Here is a 16,313-nt window from a genome sequence, read left to right as displayed (position 1 = left end):
TAACAAGGTGTTGCGCTAAGCAATCTTTATGAAATAGTCTAACTTTAAATAATCAGTTATTTAACGCGCTTATGAATATGGAACGGACACTGCTTGCTGTTTTTCTTTGTATTATGACTTTCAGTGTACTGGCAAACGCGCCAGAGCGACCCGTGCTGCATATTTACCATGACTCGGATTACAGCAGCCATAAAGCGTCCGCTGAAGCCATGAAAATGGGCTTTAACAGTGCGCTCAGTGAGCGCAACTTTGAGGTGCAGGGGTTCAGGCTGCAATTGCTGGAAAAGGACCATAGGGGCAATAGTAACCGCAGTTTACTGATCATGCGGCGATTTTTGCAGGACGACAATGCGTTACTGATGCTCGGTGGATTACACTCACCGCCATATATCAAACATCGTGAATTTATTAACCAGCAGGGCATTTTGCTTTTAGTGCCCTGGGCTGCGGGTGGGCCGATAACACGTTACCCGGATGCCAACAATTGGGTATTCAGACTCTCTATTGATGACACCAAAGCCGGATTGAGGCTGGTAGAATTTGCCAGGAAAAAGGAGTGTCGTTCGCCACACATGTTGCTGGAGCGCACCCCCTGGGGTAAATCAAATTATCAAACCATTACCCGGGCACTGGACAAGCCCGAGGCCCCCGTGACCTGGTTTAACTGGAACATGAAAATGAACGCCACCAAAATCATGCTGCGAGAGATTGTCAGCAGCGGCCACGATTGTGTGATATTTGTCGGTAATGCGCTGGAGGGCAAGCAACTGGTCAAAGCGCTTGCGCAGACACCAGAAGCACAGCGCCCAGCCATTATCAGTCACTGGGGCATAACGGGTGGTCACTTTTTCGAGCAGGTGGCCGATGAACTGCGTGCGGGTATAGATTTACACTTTCTGCAAAGCTGCTTCTCATTTCAGCAACGGCCGCATAGCGAATTTGCCGCGCAGGTTTGGCAGCGCTTGGTGGGCGCTTATCCGGACAAAGTCATTGATGGCCGATTTATCCAGTCTCCGGCCGGGTTTATTCACGGCTATGATTTAGGGCGGGTCCTGCTTAGCGCGCTCGATCAAGTCGTTTTGAGCGGCGATGTAAAAAAAGACAGAGCCGCATTGCGTGCTGCGCTTGAAAACCTCAAGCAGCCAGTTCAGGGGTTGCTGAAAGTGTACGAGAAGCCATTTTCACCCTGGTCAGAGTCGCAGCCAGATGCCCATGAGGCGCTGGGTCTGGAAGACATTTGTATGGCCAGTTACAACGCTGATGGCAGTATCAAGGTGCTAAATAACTAATGAGAAATAATGCAGTGAAGTCGCTATTTAAAATGAGCTCCGACAAGGCATTCTACGCGTTTTTGTTGTGCAGCCTGATATTGTCAGTGTCTTTGAGCCTGGTGATGCTCAGCAATCATGCGGATACCGCCATTCGGCAGGTACAAACGGAAGTGCGTCAGACTGAAGCGCGATTGGGGGTGAGCAACTTGGGCCAGTTTTTGCGCACTCGACTGGTACTGCTTAAAGACTTGGCGCAATATCCGGTGTTGGCCAACGGCGTGATGGGGTCAGATATTTCGCGCGCTTCTTTGTCTGACTTTCTGGGGGAGTATCGGATCCTGGGCAAAAAGGAGCCCTTGTCTTTGTACAATGTGCTTGGCGAGCCGGTATATCGCAGTGGCCAGGTCTCATTAGAGCCCGGCAAACAGGAAGAGTGGCTTGAGCTGCTGCTTGACGGGCGCTTACCACATGCGGTGCTTTTACAACAAAACGAACAGCTGTTTAGTTTTGTCATTGCCGTGCCCATTGAATACAACGGATTTACAGAGGGCGTGCTGGTCGCTGAGTTTGATACTGATCTGGCCAATTTGTTGGCCCTGGATCTGAGCAATCAGGCCCTGGCGGTCGAGTTGTCCGGGCAATGGGTCAATTATAGCAATGCCGCGCCTGGTGCGGAATATGTTGTGCTGCACAACACACAAATGCCGGGCACTGATATTCATGTCAGTCTGATGATCAGCCAGTCGACCATAGACGACAGCGTTTTTGATTTTATTGTTGAGCTTGGCCAGGCCATTTTTATTGGGCTTTCTTTATCCTTCCTACTACTGCTGTTTTTTGGTCGCCAGTTACTGCTGAATCCATTCAAACGTCTTCAGACCTCAGAGCAAATGATCAAAAAAAGCGAGGAGCGCTTTAAACTGGCAATAGCCGGTAGCCATGATGGCATCTGGGATTGGGATATCGAAAGCGGCGATGTCTTTTATTCGCCGAGATACAGAGAGTTACTGGGCTATAGTCCCAATGATCTTAGCGGCTTTGCAGATCGTTTTGAGGTGTTGGAGCAGCATTTGCATCCAAAAGACAGAAGTGCGACTTTTTCTGCACTACAAGATCACTTAAACGGCAAGGGCGGCTTTGATGTAGAGTTTCGTCTGCGCACCAAACAAAACGACTATCGCTACTTTCGCTCAAAAGGGCTGGCGCTGCGCGATGAGACAGGGAAAGCCATTCGTATGTCGGGTTCTTTGACCGATATCACAGATCAAAAAATGTTTCAGGAGGCTTTAAGCCAGGCAAAGGAGCACAACGATTTGCTTGCCTATGCTATCGAGTCCTGTGATGTGGGCATTATTATTTCGGATGCCAAAGTGCAGGGCCTGCCACTGACCTTTATCAACAGCGCCTTTACTAAAATAACGGGCTATGGCGACGAGGTCTTGGGGACTAACTGTAAGTTTTTGCAGGGTGAGGACACTGTACCAGAAGTGGTCGCCAATATGGTCGAAGCGATTAAACATCGCCAGGCGCACCGCACTGTGATTCTCAATTATACAAAAGATGGTAAGCCGTTTTGGAACAACCTGCATATTGCACCGGTGAGCAACGACCAGGGAGAGCTGGTTGCCTATGTGGGGATCATTCAGGATATTTCTGAGGATATCGCGCAGGAAAGAGCGCTGGCAGAGGCAAAAAGTCAGGCCGAGCAGGCCAGTCGGGCGAAGAGTGAGTTTCTGGCCTCCATGAGCCATGAGATCCGCACCCCCATGAACGGCGTGCTGGGCATGCTGAACCTGCTGCTCAGCAACGAACTGGATGAACAACAAACCCACAGGGTTAAGCTGGCGATGAGCAGTGCAAACTCATTGCTGAACCTGATCAATGACATACTCGATTTTTCTAAGGTGGACGCCGGTAAGTTAGAGCTTGAAATGCTCGACTTTGACTTGCGCGGTATGTTTGAAGACTTTGCCGAGTCGGCGGCTTTGCAAGCGCAATGTAAAGGGCTGGAACTGGTGTTGGATACTTTGGATATCGAGCAAAGTATGGCCAAAGGAGATCCAAGCCGGATCAGGCAAATCCTCGCGAATCTGGTTGGTAATGCGATTAAATTTACCGAACGGGGAGAAGTGATTATTCAGGGAAAACTGACGGAACAGGAAGATAACCTGTTGCGTCTGGAGTGTGCCATTACAGACACAGGGATAGGCATACCAAAAGCCAAAAGTGAGGCCCTGTTCGACTCCTTTTCTCAGGTAGACTCCTCTACTACACGAAAATATGGCGGCACCGGTTTGGGCCTGGCCATTGTCAGAAAGTTATGCCAGCTGATGGGCGGCGATGTCTCAGTGCAAAGTACTGAAGGTGAGGGGAGTACCTTTACATTCTCCGTGTTACTTGAGAAAAGCGCACAATCAAAGCAAATACTGCCAGATTTGGACATGTCTCAGCTTGAGCTTTTAGTAGTGGATGATAACCAGACAAACCGTACGGTATTAGGCCAGCAACTGCGGCACTGGGGCGCTCAGGTGTTTGAGTCTTCTTCGGGCATTGCTGCACTGGCCGAATGTGAAAAGCGCTACCACGATGGTCAGCGCAAAATGTTTGATATTGCCTTGCTGGATATGCAAATGCCCAATATGGACGGTGCACAACTGGGCAAAACCATCAAAGAAGATAAGCGTTTTGGGGGAATTAAGCTCATTATGATGACCTCCATTGGTCATCAGGGCGATGCCTCTTACTTTGCAGATCTGGGCTTCTCGGGGTACTTTCCCAAGCCCGCAACCACAGAGGACTTGTTTAACGCCTTGTCTGTGGTTGCCGATGACGGCGAGGCGCTGGCAAATGCCAAGCCGCTGGTGACAACCCATTATTTGAAAAGCATGAAAGACCCAGACCAGGATACAAAAAAGGTTAAGTGGTCACCAAAGCCGCGTATTTTGCTCGCAGAGGACAATCAGGTTAACCAGATAGTGACAGTCAGTATGTTGCAAAAGCTCGATATAGAATCTGTTGATGTTGTTAATGACGGCAATGAAGCACTGCGCAACCTGAGAGAGTATCAACACTCAGAAGGCTATTCGCTGGTACTGATGGATTGTCAGATGCCTGAAATGGACGGTTTTCATGCCACCAAAGCTATCCGGAAAGGACAGGCTGGTAAGTCGAATATGGACATTACCATAGTGGCGCTCACCGCCAATGCTATGGTGGGCGATGAGAAAAAATGTCTTGAAGCCGGTATGAACGATTATCTGAGCAAACCTGTGTCCATAGAGGCGCTGCTGAGTTGTCTGAAAAAGCACCTGGAGTATGAGCAAATCCTGGTCGAAGAATAAAAAATAAAGAGTGTCAAAATAATGCTAGCTAATTGCTGCGCTTAGCCTTATTATCGCGCGGCTTTGCTCAGGGTGAGTGAAGTTTGTACAGTTCGGAGGGCTCTGCACTGTACAATTAACCTTGTAACCAAGTTAATTGACACCATGATAAGCAATAAAATAAAAGTGGTTTTTGATAAGTCTGTTGATGCAATCTTTGCAGTCATCTTACTCTTTATCATCATCGGCATTGCCATTGGCACACTACAACTCTTCGTGACCACCTGGAAGCTACTGGCGTTTAAGGGGATCACTGGGCATTACATTGATATCATTGCGGATGTACTGACGCTGTATGTGCTGATTGAGCTGTCGCGCTCTTTGGTTGAGTACTTTAATACCCATCGCTTAAGGCTGACCTTTATTGTTGATGGCGCGATTGTGTTTGTGATCAGGGAAATTCTGATTGCACTGTTCAAACATGACCTTAAACCAGACATGATCTACGCATTTTCAGCGTTTCTATTTGTACTGGGCGCACTGCGTATTGCCTCTGTGCTGGTATATCAGCGTGAGAAACACCTCGCAGAGCAGGAAAGTCACTAATCTTTACTTCGGGGCTGCGGCCCCGTTTTCAAACGCTGTCCTCTCAACTACCTTACGCGCGCTAACTAATAAGGCATAACAACGGGCTTTGCTTTCAGACCAGATTAGCTTAGGATGTTACTGTTATAATATACAGTGTTTTGGTTTTCAGGGTTGGTTGTCTATGTTAAAAGCGTTGCCAGAAAAGTATTACCTCACCCACTTTAATGAGCTGCATGGGTTTATTGCTAAAACCAGCCTTCATTTGCTAAGCCCGGTGCAGCAAATGCTGTTGAGAGAGCTTGCATCTCTGGATGAGGATTGCCTGTGCCTGTTGTTGCGGATCATTAATCGCAAGCGCGTATTTGTAACCCGAGCCCAGCTTAACTATGCAGAAATTAACGACATTGATGCTGCGCTGCTGGCACTGGCGCGCAACGGCCTGATCAGTGTGGCACAAGATGAAGATAGCGATGTACTGCTGGCTGAGCTCACCAAGGAGCAGTTACAGTCTATTGCCGCTGAGCTGATGTCGTCGGGCAACGTTTCTGTGGCAGCGCCGGCTAAATCGGCGAAAAAAGCCCTGTGGGTTGAGTTCGTCCATACACAAAGCCAAAGCGCCTCCCTGGCGGATACATCTGTCTTTCGTGCCCATCTGTCGGCGTCGGTCAAAGCGGACTTTGAATATTGGCTGTTTTTGTTTTTTGGCAAACTGGGTGGCACCTTACAGCAATTTTCTCTGCGCGACCTTGGTGTGATGCAAACGCGTCAGGGCGTTGCCACTGGTAATGCGCACTTTTCGGAACTGGCAGAGGCGCAAAGTGCCTATTATTATGTTGTTCAGAACAAAAACCTGAAAACCCTGGATTTGGCAGGCAAAGTGTCATTGGCAAAGCAAATTTGCGAACAGCAGGTGCCAGTCGCTGAGGGGCCGATGGCACAGGCCAGACGGGATGAACTAACGCACAAACTGGCTTGCCAGCTGGAGCAGGACGACGCGCAATTGGCAATGGCTATGCTTGAGCTCAGCCATCATCCAAAAGCACAAGAAAAATACATTCGCGCTTTGTATAGTGCAGGTGAGTACCAGGCCTGCCAGGCGCAACTGGAGGCTGTGTTAGCTTGTCCACAAAATGAGGAGCTGCTGATATTTGCCGAAGACTTCTCAGCGCTGAAATTCACCACCAAGCGTACCTCAGTACTCACCGATATGCTGCGTCAAAGCGGCACACCGATTGCGCTGGACGAGGCCTATGTTGGCTATCCTGAACAAGGGGCCATTGCCTGGTATCGCCGTCAGGGTTGCCAGGCCTTTCATGGAGAAAACCAGTTCTGGCGGATGTTATTTGTGTTGGCTTTTTGGCCCGCGCTGTATGAATCTGATGCCAGTGCACCCAGTAATGAGTTTGACTTAACCCCCAAGAGCCTTAAATATAACCAGTTCTATGAAGTACATAGCGAGCAAATCGAACAGATCCTGGCTGGTATTACAGATAATCAAAGTTTATTCGACTGGTTGTTGCACCAGGCAGGCTCGCATTTTGGCAAACCGAATCGTTTAGTGTTTTGGCATCAGCCAGGCATAGATCTTTTACTGATGGTGGCCCGGCTGATCCCCATTGCGCCGTTAAAAGCACATCTGCGCGCCATGTGTAAAGATTTTAAAATGCTCAAAGATGGCTATCCGGATCTTATTTGCATTAACGGCACCGACGTCTCATTTGTTGAAATTAAAGCGCCTGGCGACAGCCTTAGACGTAATCAGCTGGTGACCATAAGACGCCTGATGGAGTCGGGCTTTAAGGTGGATATTCAGCAAGTACGCTGGCAAATCGCGCCGCAGCAGGCCTATGTTGTGATAGATGTGGAAACGACTGGAGGCAAAAAGGAGTTTGACCGCATAACCGAAATTGCCATGCTCAAAGTGGTTGATGGCGAGGTGACGCAGCGCTGGCAAAGCTTAGTTAATCCGCTGCGGCGGATCCCGAAATACATCACCGAATTAACGGGCATAAGTAATGAGATGGTGGCTGATGCACCGCGTTTTTCTGAGGTTGCACAGCAAGTGGAAGACTTTATGCAAGATGCCATTTTTGTTGCGCACAATGTTAACTTTGATATGGGCTTTATCAAGGCTGAGTTTGCCCGTCTGGAGCAAACCTTCCAAAAGCCTAAGTTATGTACCGTTCAGCAGGCCAGAAAGTGGCTGCCCGGTCTGAAGTCTTATGCGTTAAACAATGTGTGTCGCGAGCTGGGCATCACCTTAACCCAACATCACCGGGCGATGGCAGACGCCCAGGCAACGGCCGAGTTATTTGTGATGATTAACGCGCAAAGGCTTGCACATCAGCAGCCGTTAACCTAGCAGGGGTGTTTGTTTGAGGGGTTTAGTGTACATTGCTCCTCATGTTCTGAGTAAACAGTCATTGCTGTGTATAAAAAGTACCTCGTCTATTCTTTGTTGCAGGTTTCCTGGGGGTTGTCTGCGTTACTGCTGATATTTGCGATAGCACCCAGCCTGATAGCTTTGTCTGTTCCTGCCTGGTCCATCCCTGTGTATCTGCTGATCTCTTGTGTCACTGTGTTTGGGGTATATGCAAGAGATAAAGCATTAGCAAAAAAAGGCACTGAGCGACTGTCCGAGCGCCTGTTGCTGCTTGTCTCTGCGGGATCATGCCATATGGCAACCTTACCGGTTATGTCGGTGTTAAGGCATAAAACAATCAAGCTGCCATTTTTATTAAAACTACTGGCTCTGTATTTGGTTCAGCTTTTTGCCTTTGTCACTGTGCTGGCCGGATATTTGATGTAACCCCCAGCGCCTGGCATGCAGTTAAGAAGAGTTAGGTGACAGACTTGCGTCTGCCACCGGCTTATTAATCGAGCTTGAGTTCAAACTCGTAGTCCAGCTCGTCCATTAAAGACCATCGATGCTGCTTGTTTTGCGTGCCTTTGCCCAGGATCCAGTAATCATAGCTCTTAGTGATTTGCCCCTGACTTTTGGCAATGGTGAGCCAGGCGTTAACAAAGCTCAGAATGTCCAGGTTGCGCTTGGCAACGGCGAACCCAACCGGGTATTGCATCTCTGCGCCTTTGGGTACAACAACGCCAAATTCCGGATGGAACATGCTCCAGGCAAACCCAGCCTCAGCGCTTATCACCATGGCATCGAATTGTCCGTCGGATTCAAAGAATGCCTGATGATTCGACAAAGCCGACACCTGAATATGAGGATATTTTTTTGCCAGGTCTTGCATCAGAGGGGTGTATTCCACATGCGCCAGGCGCAGATCCTTGTAGCTGAGCACCTGCTCCCGGGTGGCCAGTTGCTTAAGGCGATGATCTTTGGCAATTAAAGCCATTTGTAATTGCAGGACTGGATCACTAAATCTGACCTGACTAAGGTCGGCAACGTTAATTTCCAGTCCCGACATCGCAATGTCAAAGAAGCCTTTATTCAGGTACTCAGCCAGTTGCGACTTTTTGAACGGAATAAACTCAACCTTCACATTCAAGTCGGCAGCCAGTTTATGGGCCAGACTAATATCAAAACCGACCAGTTCTCCTTTTTGGTTAAAGTAGCTAAATGGCACATTGTCGACCAGGTAGCCCACCCTGAGTAAGTTTCGTTTTTTGATCACGTCTATGTTGGTCAGAGACAGCTCTCCGCTTTGATAGGCCTTGGGCACATGGTTGAGCACTTCTGCCGGCACTTTATCTGAAACCACCATATTGGCAATGATCTCATCAGCCGCCTGCGTATCGCGGGCCAGGTGATTATTGGCCGTAAAGCTGAGTAACATAAATGCAGGCAGCAGGGCGCTGAGTAAAGTCAGGTAATACACCGAGCGGATCCGCTTAAGGTGCAGCTGACGTTTGGTATAGAAAATACTTAACAGCACGAAGGCAAAAATATAGATAACTGTAGTCGGAGAGACAATTTTAGCGGTCAGTACCGACATCGACAGATACAACTGGTAGCTGTCTGCCGGGATCTTCAGGCTGTCGAGCAGGTAAGGAATGGCAATATGCACGTTGGCAAAATAGCTCAGCATGGCCGATAAAGTGACATTGGGTATTTGATCCAGCGTAACCGGGCTGCCTGTCAGCCAGGCTGCAAAGGTGACAAACATCAGTGTTGTCAGCTTACCTAAGCTTGGAAACGTATAAGCAATGGGCACCAGCACTTCGGCGATATGGTCCGACTCTTCATCACTGCGTTTGATTTTTGCCAGGTGGGCTTTGATCCCCTCTGTGATCACAGGAAGGACAATAAACACGTTGCCGGTACTGAACGCGGTGATCCAGGCATTGCGCATCACCATGATCAGGTCGCGGTACTTAACCGGGGTTAATGCTGCGACCAGCATAGGCAGCAGGGCAAACATTAGGTAGGCCCCCAGACAGGTAACCAGCACCAGATAAATTTGCAGGTTGTTGAGCTCTTCCATACTGATGGTGCCGGCGGTACTGGCGGTCATTGCAAAGATCCCAATCGGAAAAAGCTTAATGATCTTTTTCGAGATCAAAGAGAGCCCCTGACCCACGACTTCAAGTACATCTAACAGACTGTTCTTTTGTCCGTTTGAAATTAACGACAGCCCAAGTGCAATACAAAAAATCACCAGTGCGGGCACATTGCCTTCGGCCATGGATGCAAAAGGGTTGGCGGGAATATACTGGCTGACAAAGTCCACCTCCGGGGCGCTGGCCACCAGGGCGGGAGAGAAAAAAGTCCCGGCATCATGGCTCGGCAGCGTAAGTGAAAACGCCCAAATGGCAGCCAGGCCGACCAGCCACAGGCTTATCATGACAGTGGTTGCTTTGACTAGAATGGATTTAACCTGATCCGGATTAAACTTACCCAGCCCGACCACCAGGCTGACCACAATGTAAGGGAAGATGGTGATCTGCATGAGTTTAACAAACCCTTCGCCGAGTGGTTTTAAAAACGCCACCCGTTCACCAAAAATAAGGCCACATGCAATACCGAGTAACAATGCCCAGAGCATCCAGTTCATGCTCTTTAACCAACCTAAAACGAGTTTCATAATCCCCATGTGCGCAATAAAAAGAGCGAGATTATATTGAGGTTAGCTGAAATTAATCTGAATGCAGCGCGGCAATACCAATTTTACTTAATACTTGTTCAATTTGAAGGAGCAAATAGGACGCTAACCGTGTTAAAAATTTCTCATTTAGAAGTACTAAACAGCAAAATTTTTGCCTAGTTATCGACCCTATTTTCTCGCCTCAAAATAGAACACTTAATTAAGCAAATTGGTATAAGTGAAATTAAAGGTGTATTTGCAGGCAAATGATAGTGATTGGTTCGTTGAGCGGTTTATCTGCACTGACGCCAAGCCAGTCATTTTCGATTGAGTTTACTATGGGCAGCTTATTGCTGTGCCGAGTTACTAAAACTTGAGTGCTTACAATTATGTGAGCACTCAAGCTTTGTTGTGTATCGCCAGGAGCGGAACAATTAACTATAGCTGGTAATCGTCACCGTTTTTGGCTCGGTAGCATTTGCGGTCTTGCTGGTTGACCAACGCATGCTGTACGCCAGAAACAAAGCTCATCCACATGGGGCTGAGTGCTTCACCGGTGCCTGACACCGGGCTGAGCGGCGTTTCATACTGAACATCATTCAGGTGGGCGCGGTCATGGCGGCCAGGTTCGCACCCAGTATCGAAGCTGAGTTCAATGTGCATGCCGTCCGCTTTTTTCAGCAAAATGGCGCTGGGCGCTTCACGGTGGCCACATAACGCCACAAATTGCTTACAGTTTTTGAGTCCGCAGTGCTGGCCGTCGGCAAAGAACACCATCAGGTGATTGTAGTATACGACATAGGAGCTGACGTCTTTGTGAGAGCCGAACTCCAAAGGACAGTGTTGATCCAGGTACTGCTTTGCGACGATCAGCTTTTGACATTCTGTGCTGGTGTTTTCTAGTTCTGTATGCTGAATTTGTGCTTTCATGTGTGTATTCCCAGTTACCAAGGTTACCCGATACCCGTTGCCTGTGTGGTGAGAGCCTGCTGGCTTATCAATTCACCCGTTGTCGTCACAAGGCAAAATATCGCTACTATTATTAATTACCTGCTTAGTCCCGGCGGGAGTGCAGAGTCTTCTGTTGACAAATTCAGTGTATGAAAAAAAATCGATAAATTTCACAAAAAGAATTTTACAGTGTAAATTTTACAAAAACTGGTCTGACCATGTGTTGTGGCATAGTAGTAAGCACAGCGTTCAGGCGCCTTACAGACGTAAACAGGAATGAAGCGGTGAAAAAAAATTCAGAACTCATGAGAAAGTCACACTTTCTGGGCACCAAAATTCGTAATTTACGCAAGCGAAATCACTTAACTCTTGAAGACTTATCTGCCCGATGCATCCGGGTCGACCCACAATCCGCGCCCTCAGTGTCGTACTTGTCAATGATTGAGCGGGGTAAACGCACGCCCAGCAGCGACATGCTGGAGAACCTGGCCGAAGTATTTCAAAAGCCGGTGGACTGGTTTTTGGACAATGAGCCCGAGGTGAACGAAATCACTCCGCAAAAAGGCCGGCATGGTGGGATCAGTGGGATGGCGCTGGAGCCTAACTTTTTATTTGATAATGATATTTTGCAAATTGCGATTCCGGAAATGCTGTCACAAACGGGGATCAGCGGACGTCAGTTTGCACACTTGCTGATCCGCGCGCATCAGGAGCATCATCAGAATCACTTTCCGGATCTTGAGCGTGCGGCCGAAGAAGTGGGCGGCAAAGATCTGTATCTCGATGTAGATGCCCTGTTGAGTATGCTCAAAGCTCAGGGGCTGGTGGTACATTGGTTTGATGAGGCACCGGGCGAAGTAATCGATGAAAGTGGCCATGTGTTTGCGCGAGTGATCACCTCTTATTTTGCGCCGCCAAATGAGGTGCATATCAATCGCATGTTGCAGCAAAACCAGCCCAGACTAAAGTACGACCTGGCCGTGCATCTTGGCCACGCGGTGTTGCACAACAGAGACGGGTTGCAATGTGTACTGGGCTCGGGTGGCGTCAGTGGTGCAGCAAATACCGACGAGTCTGCACCGAATGCTCAGGATATTCTCTCGGCCTGGCACGACTTTGAGTCGAGCTTTTTTGCCGGTGCGCTGCTATGCCCTAAAGTCGCTTATCGCCAATTACTTGATTCGTATGGATATGAAACGCACATTCATCAGGCGCTGGGCATTTCGCCGTCGGTGGCTATGCGCAGGATGACAGTGGCTTCGCCTTATCCACACTGGCACTATTTTGATGCCTATTTGCCGGGTAAGCTCAAAGCCGTGTACCGTGGCAATGGTATCCCCTTGCCCTGGGGCAATATGCGCAGTGTGGCCGATCCCTGTCAGCACTGGGCGGTGTTCCGTAAGTTTCAGCAGCAGGCCATGCAGGCCAGCGCGCAACTGTCGGTGCTCAATGTCAACAATCAGCCACGGCTTTATTGTTGCGAATCTATCAAAGTGAATGATGTTGCAGATAATCCTCATGTGCTCTGCGCCGGGATAGATCTTAACCCGGCGATTGCGGCCCAGGGGTTGGATGCCAATGAGGTTGTGCAGGAGCTACAGGCATTGTGCATTAAGCAAGGGGGTGCCAGTGTGGTGCCCTGGCATTTGAAGAAGCAACTGCAAAGTGTGGCCAAAATTCTCAATATCAATTGGATAGAGCGGGGCATAGCCAACGATGTTCGTGTTATTTGCACACGTGGTAAAGCCTGCCCGCGGCAACCTGGTTGTTATGACTAAAGAATTGAGATGGCGATCTCGACTTCGTCACTGTGATGATAGATTTCGATATCCTGCAAATAGGCGCGTTGGTATGGGCAGTCTGTTTGTTCAAAGTAGCGCCATACAAGCTCCCACAGGCGGATCACAGTTTGTGGCATTTCACCCTGAGCGGCAAAGCTCAGATAACGCCCGGCGTTCAATTGCTGGGGTTGCAGTGCCTGATCTTTGTCAGCATGCGCAATCAGCTCCGCTGCATCAGTGGCAACGGTGGCCTTAAAGTCGCCATGGTGATCCGACTCGTAGTGCGAGTAGATACCATATAGTGTTGCGCCTTGATTAAGCAAAGGGGTATAGCGTTGATTAAATGTTTGCCACAACTGGATTATGTGACCTTCTCCTTCGGTCTGTTCGTAGTGATTGTTGGTGCGGGTAGAGATCCCCACAACCTGGCGTGGAGCGAACGTTTTTACTTCCATTGGATTCCCTGATTACTCGTCGTATGTCGCTAAATTGCTTTACTCCGAATATCTGTCCCTGTCTACTGACAAAGTCACAACATCTGGCGTGTCTGTAAGTCTTTTCCAAAGAGGTGGAGATTGCAATTTTATATGTATATTAAATAATCACTTAGACTATTAATATAGCGGCCGAATGGTAACATAGTGTGAGTTTTAGGCAAGTCGCTGGGAAGGAAAAGTGACACTGCTTTAGTCTTATATGAGCCATAATACATGGTTTCGCCAGAGTCGATGGATGATCCCGAAAATCTTATGATTGAAATCAGTATAATATGCCGGACCTTTCAGTCCGGCATACTGGATATACCAATTTTCTTAATTAAGAGTTCTAATTTGAGGCGAGAAAATGTCGTCGATAACACCGCTCACGCGTCCTGCTATCGCTGAGGTACCTACGTCCATGTAGGCAAGGCAAAAATTTTGCTATTTAGTTGTTCTAAATAAGAAATTTTTAACACAGTTAGCGTGATATTTGCTCCTTCAAATTAAACAAGTATTAAGTGAAATTGGTATTAGTTCATCAATTGACGAATGTACTTTACGGGGGCGCTGCCGTAGCTGAGGAATTCTTCGTGAAAGGCTTTGAGGTCAAAGTCTTTACCCAGCTGTTTCTTTTGCGCTTCGCGCAGATCGTAAATTTCACGAAATCCACTGTAGTAACTGGTCAGTTGCACCTGGCTGAGTGTGGCCCGACGCCATTTCCCTTCGGCTTCTGCCTGTTCCTGGAATGCGCCGTTCATGAGTAAGTCCAGGCCTTGCTCTTTGCTTATTCCCTTAACCTGAATGCCATAGTCCAAAATGGTGTTGCAAATGACGCGCAGGTTCCACTTGTAATACATCAGCCACATTTCTGGTTCGAAATTACCGTATCCTTCTTCCAGCATCATTCGCTCAGTGTAGACCGCCCAGCCTTCAACCATAGCGCCATTACCAAAGATGCTTTTCACTAAAGAAGGGGAGGTGTTTGAGTACACCAATTGTGTATAGTGACCCGGTACGGCTTCGTGGATATTGAGGATCTGTAAGATCCAGTGATTGTACTCACGCAGCATAGAATCTGCCTGTGCATCCGTCAGGGCATCCAGCGGTTCAACATTGTAATAGGTGTTTTCTTTTTTCTCATAAGGGCCTGGTGCAGAGATAGACGCCAGTGCAAAGCCTTGCATGTAATCCGGTGTTTGGCGAACAACCAGCGGCTTTTCTGGGTCGAGTGTCAGCAAGTCTTTTTCCATCACAAAGCGCTCCAGTTCAGGGATCTGGCGCTTAATTTCGTTTACAAACTGAGATTTTTCAACATGACGCTGAGACAGGTGCTTGATAAGTGTTGCAATGGCTTGTGTATCATCGCCAGGGCGCGCCGTATCGGGGAAATACTTAGGCCAAAGTTGGTCGGTCAGTGTGATCATCTCAGCAGTGACGCGGGCTTTGTCCGCTAGGGCTTTTTGATACATTTGTTTGGCGGTATATCCAGACTGAATATCAAACGCAAATTTGTCTTCGTAAAGTGCCTCTCCAATCCTAAAACTCCGCGCATTACCGGTTTTTTGCAATTCCTGTTCAAGCGCAGTCAGAAAGTCAATGTAACCATGAATTGCCGTTTTAGCGTTGGCAAAGCGTTGCTTGAACTCGGCCTTTTCTTCGGCACTAAAGGTGCTGAGCGCATCCACACGTGTCAGCAAATCGTCCGTCAAAACGCTGAATGCGCCTTTGTTTTGCTGGATCCCGAGCTGAGTATATTCCAGCGTTGGCTGGTCAATGTTGGCTTGTGCAGCGTCGTAGTATTCAGGTACAAACTTGAGTCGCTTAAACACCTGGCGAAGCTTGCCATCCTCAGACTTAAAGCGGCTGTTCAGAATGCTGGCAAAGCCGTACGATACATTGTAGCTACTTGGGTTCCATTGCCAGCTCTTGAACGTTTCCAGCTCCCATTTGGCGCGCTTGAGTGTATTTTCAATCAGGTGATAATCGATTTTAAGGTGGTCGCTGAGCTGAGCTAAATCAAATGACTGGAGCTTTGCTAACTGAGTGGCGATAAAAGCCAGCTCGGCAGAGCGATTGGCAGCGCTTGGGATGGTGATGACATCATCATATTTGCCGTAGCCAAAGTAAACCGACAGCTCGGGGTACTGCTGCCAATACTGTTCGATAAACTGCTCAGAGAATGCAGCGAAGGCCACATCACTGGTTTGTTGGCTGGTCACTGAAGTTGCCTGCTGCGACTCTGAGTGTGTCGTGGTCTGAGCACAACCAGCCAGCGTAAATATGGCTGCCAGAGAGAGGCTGAGTGCTGTTTTTTTCATTCGCTTGTTCCTTTTTTGTTATTGTCGTCATCATAACAAGATTTGGCGGCCTTTGCCTGCTCAGGGTTATCTATCAGTACCGCGCCATTACCTGCTTGTGCGACTACATCATCCGGGTTGTACATAGGGCAGCGGCTCATCGATAAACAACCACAGCCAATGCAGCCGTCAACCATGCTGCGAACCCGTTGCATATACGCTATTTTTTCGTCCAGCTGCGCGCGCCACAAACTGGACATACGGGCCCAGTCTTCTTTACTTGGGGTATTGCTGTGTGGCAACGACATCAGAGTTTGTTTTATTTCTGCCAGGGTTATTCCCATTTTCTGGCCGGCTTTAATGATGGCAATGCGGCGCAGAACATCTTTTTTGTAACGTCTTTGATTGCCGTTGTTGCGCCAACTGCGGATCAGTCCTTTATTTTCGTAAAAATGCAGTGCGGAGACTGCAACATCGGCACGTTTTGCAACTTGCCCGACGCTGAGCTTAGGTTCGTCTCGCTCCGTTGTGTGAGTTGGGGTCATTCGGTTCTTTACCTCAATCTTGGTTGAGGTTTT

Annotated in this window: 11 protein-coding genes; 6 read left to right on the top strand and 5 right to left on the bottom strand. The window is 48.5% G+C overall.

Annotated features, from left to right (window positions below):
- Positions 1–77: 77 nt before the first annotated feature.
- From TW77_RS09020 to TW77_RS09000, 5 genes are all read left to right on the top strand, one after another.
- A complete protein-coding gene (locus TW77_RS09020; RefSeq protein WP_046004652.1) occupies positions 78–1,289 on the top strand; it encodes an ABC transporter substrate-binding protein in 1,212 nt (403 codons plus the stop codon).
- Positions 1,289–4,612 (top strand): hybrid sensor histidine kinase/response regulator, encoded by a 3,324-nt coding sequence (locus TW77_RS09015; RefSeq protein ID WP_082078890.1) that lies wholly within the window; start codon positions 1,289–1,291, stop codon positions 4,610–4,612. Before TW77_RS09020 ends, TW77_RS09015 begins: the two co-directional genes overlap by 1 nt.
- 144 nt (positions 4,613–4,756) lie before the next feature.
- The gene (locus tag TW77_RS09010; protein ID WP_046004651.1) at positions 4,757–5,197 is read left to right on the top strand and encodes a phosphate-starvation-inducible PsiE family protein; all 441 of its coding nucleotides are present in this window, start codon (positions 4,757–4,759) and stop codon (positions 5,195–5,197) included.
- A 163-nt stretch (positions 5,198–5,360) separates the two neighbouring features.
- Complete coding sequence (locus tag TW77_RS09005) at positions 5,361–7,541, top strand: exonuclease domain-containing protein (RefSeq protein WP_046004650.1); 2,181 nt, start codon at positions 5,361–5,363, stop codon at positions 7,539–7,541.
- A 66-nt stretch (positions 7,542–7,607) separates the two neighbouring features.
- A complete protein-coding gene (locus TW77_RS09000) occupies positions 7,608–7,988 on the top strand; it encodes a DUF1294 domain-containing protein (RefSeq protein WP_046004649.1) in 381 nt (126 codons plus the stop codon).
- A 64-nt stretch (positions 7,989–8,052) separates the two neighbouring features.
- Here TW77_RS09000 and TW77_RS08995 read toward each other — a convergent pair whose 3' ends face one another.
- Positions 8,053–10,188 (bottom strand): cation:dicarboxylate symporter family transporter, encoded by a 2,136-nt coding sequence (locus tag TW77_RS08995; RefSeq protein WP_205623857.1) that lies wholly within the window; start codon positions 10,186–10,188, stop codon positions 8,053–8,055.
- A 477-nt stretch (positions 10,189–10,665) separates the two neighbouring features.
- Positions 10,666–11,157, bottom strand: coding sequence for a malate synthase (locus TW77_RS08990; protein ID WP_046004647.1), 492 nt, complete (start codon positions 11,155–11,157; stop codon positions 10,666–10,668).
- 305 nt (positions 11,158–11,462) lie between these two features.
- Here TW77_RS08990 and TW77_RS08985 point away from each other — a divergent pair, with 305 nt between their 5' ends.
- On the top strand, positions 11,463–12,956 hold the full coding sequence (locus TW77_RS08985; RefSeq protein ID WP_046004646.1) for a DUF3612 domain-containing protein: 1,494 nt from the start codon (positions 11,463–11,465) through the stop codon (positions 12,954–12,956).
- On the opposite strand, the gene TW77_RS08980 is transcribed toward TW77_RS08985, so the two are convergent.
- From TW77_RS08980 to soxR, 3 genes are all read right to left on the bottom strand, one after another.
- Positions 12,953–13,414, bottom strand: coding sequence for a GyrI-like domain-containing protein (locus tag TW77_RS08980; protein WP_046004645.1), 462 nt, complete (start codon positions 13,412–13,414; stop codon positions 12,953–12,955). The two genes, TW77_RS08985 and TW77_RS08980, sit on opposite strands and share 4 nt — an antisense overlap.
- Before the next feature lie 554 nt (positions 13,415–13,968).
- Positions 13,969–15,756, bottom strand: a complete 1,788-nt coding sequence (locus TW77_RS08975; protein ID WP_046004644.1) for a DUF885 domain-containing protein — start codon at positions 15,754–15,756, stop codon at positions 13,969–13,971.
- Positions 15,753–16,280, bottom strand: a complete 528-nt coding sequence (soxR, locus tag TW77_RS08970) for a redox-sensitive transcriptional activator SoxR (RefSeq protein WP_046004643.1) — start codon at positions 16,278–16,280, stop codon at positions 15,753–15,755. Before soxR ends, TW77_RS08975 begins: the two co-directional genes overlap by 4 nt.
- Positions 16,281–16,313 lie beyond the last annotated feature (33 nt).

The sequence above is a fragment of the Pseudoalteromonas rubra genome, from assembly GCF_000967655.1.
Classification (GTDB): Bacteria; Pseudomonadota; Gammaproteobacteria; order Enterobacterales; family Alteromonadaceae; genus Pseudoalteromonas; species Pseudoalteromonas rubra_A.
Note: the sequence above shows the minus strand (reverse complement) of the source record. Positions and strands in the feature narration are given on the sequence as shown.

Coding starts and splice junctions, on each gene's coding strand:
- TW77_RS09020 (WP_046004652.1), top strand. CDS start 78: ATGGAACGGACACTGCTTGCTGTTTTTCTTTGTATTATGACTTTCAGT.
- TW77_RS09015 (WP_082078890.1), top strand. CDS start 1,289: ATGAGAAATAATGCAGTGAAGTCGCTATTTAAAATGAGCTCCGACAAG.
- TW77_RS09010 (WP_046004651.1), top strand. CDS start 4,757: ATGATAAGCAATAAAATAAAAGTGGTTTTTGATAAGTCTGTTGATGCA.
- TW77_RS09005 (WP_046004650.1), top strand. CDS start 5,361: ATGTTAAAAGCGTTGCCAGAAAAGTATTACCTCACCCACTTTAATGAG.
- TW77_RS08995 (WP_205623857.1), bottom strand. CDS start 10,188: ATGCTCTGGGCATTGTTACTCGGTATTGCATGTGGCCTTATTTTTGGT.
- TW77_RS08990 (WP_046004647.1), bottom strand. CDS start 11,157: ATGAAAGCACAAATTCAGCATACAGAACTAGAAAACACCAGCACAGAA.
- TW77_RS08980 (WP_046004645.1), bottom strand. CDS start 13,414: ATGGAAGTAAAAACGTTCGCTCCACGCCAGGTTGTGGGGATCTCTACC.
- TW77_RS08975 (WP_046004644.1), bottom strand. CDS start 15,756: ATGAAAAAAACAGCACTCAGCCTCTCTCTGGCAGCCATATTTACGCTG.
- soxR (WP_046004643.1), bottom strand. CDS start 16,280: ATGACCCCAACTCACACAACGGAGCGAGACGAACCTAAGCTCAGCGTC.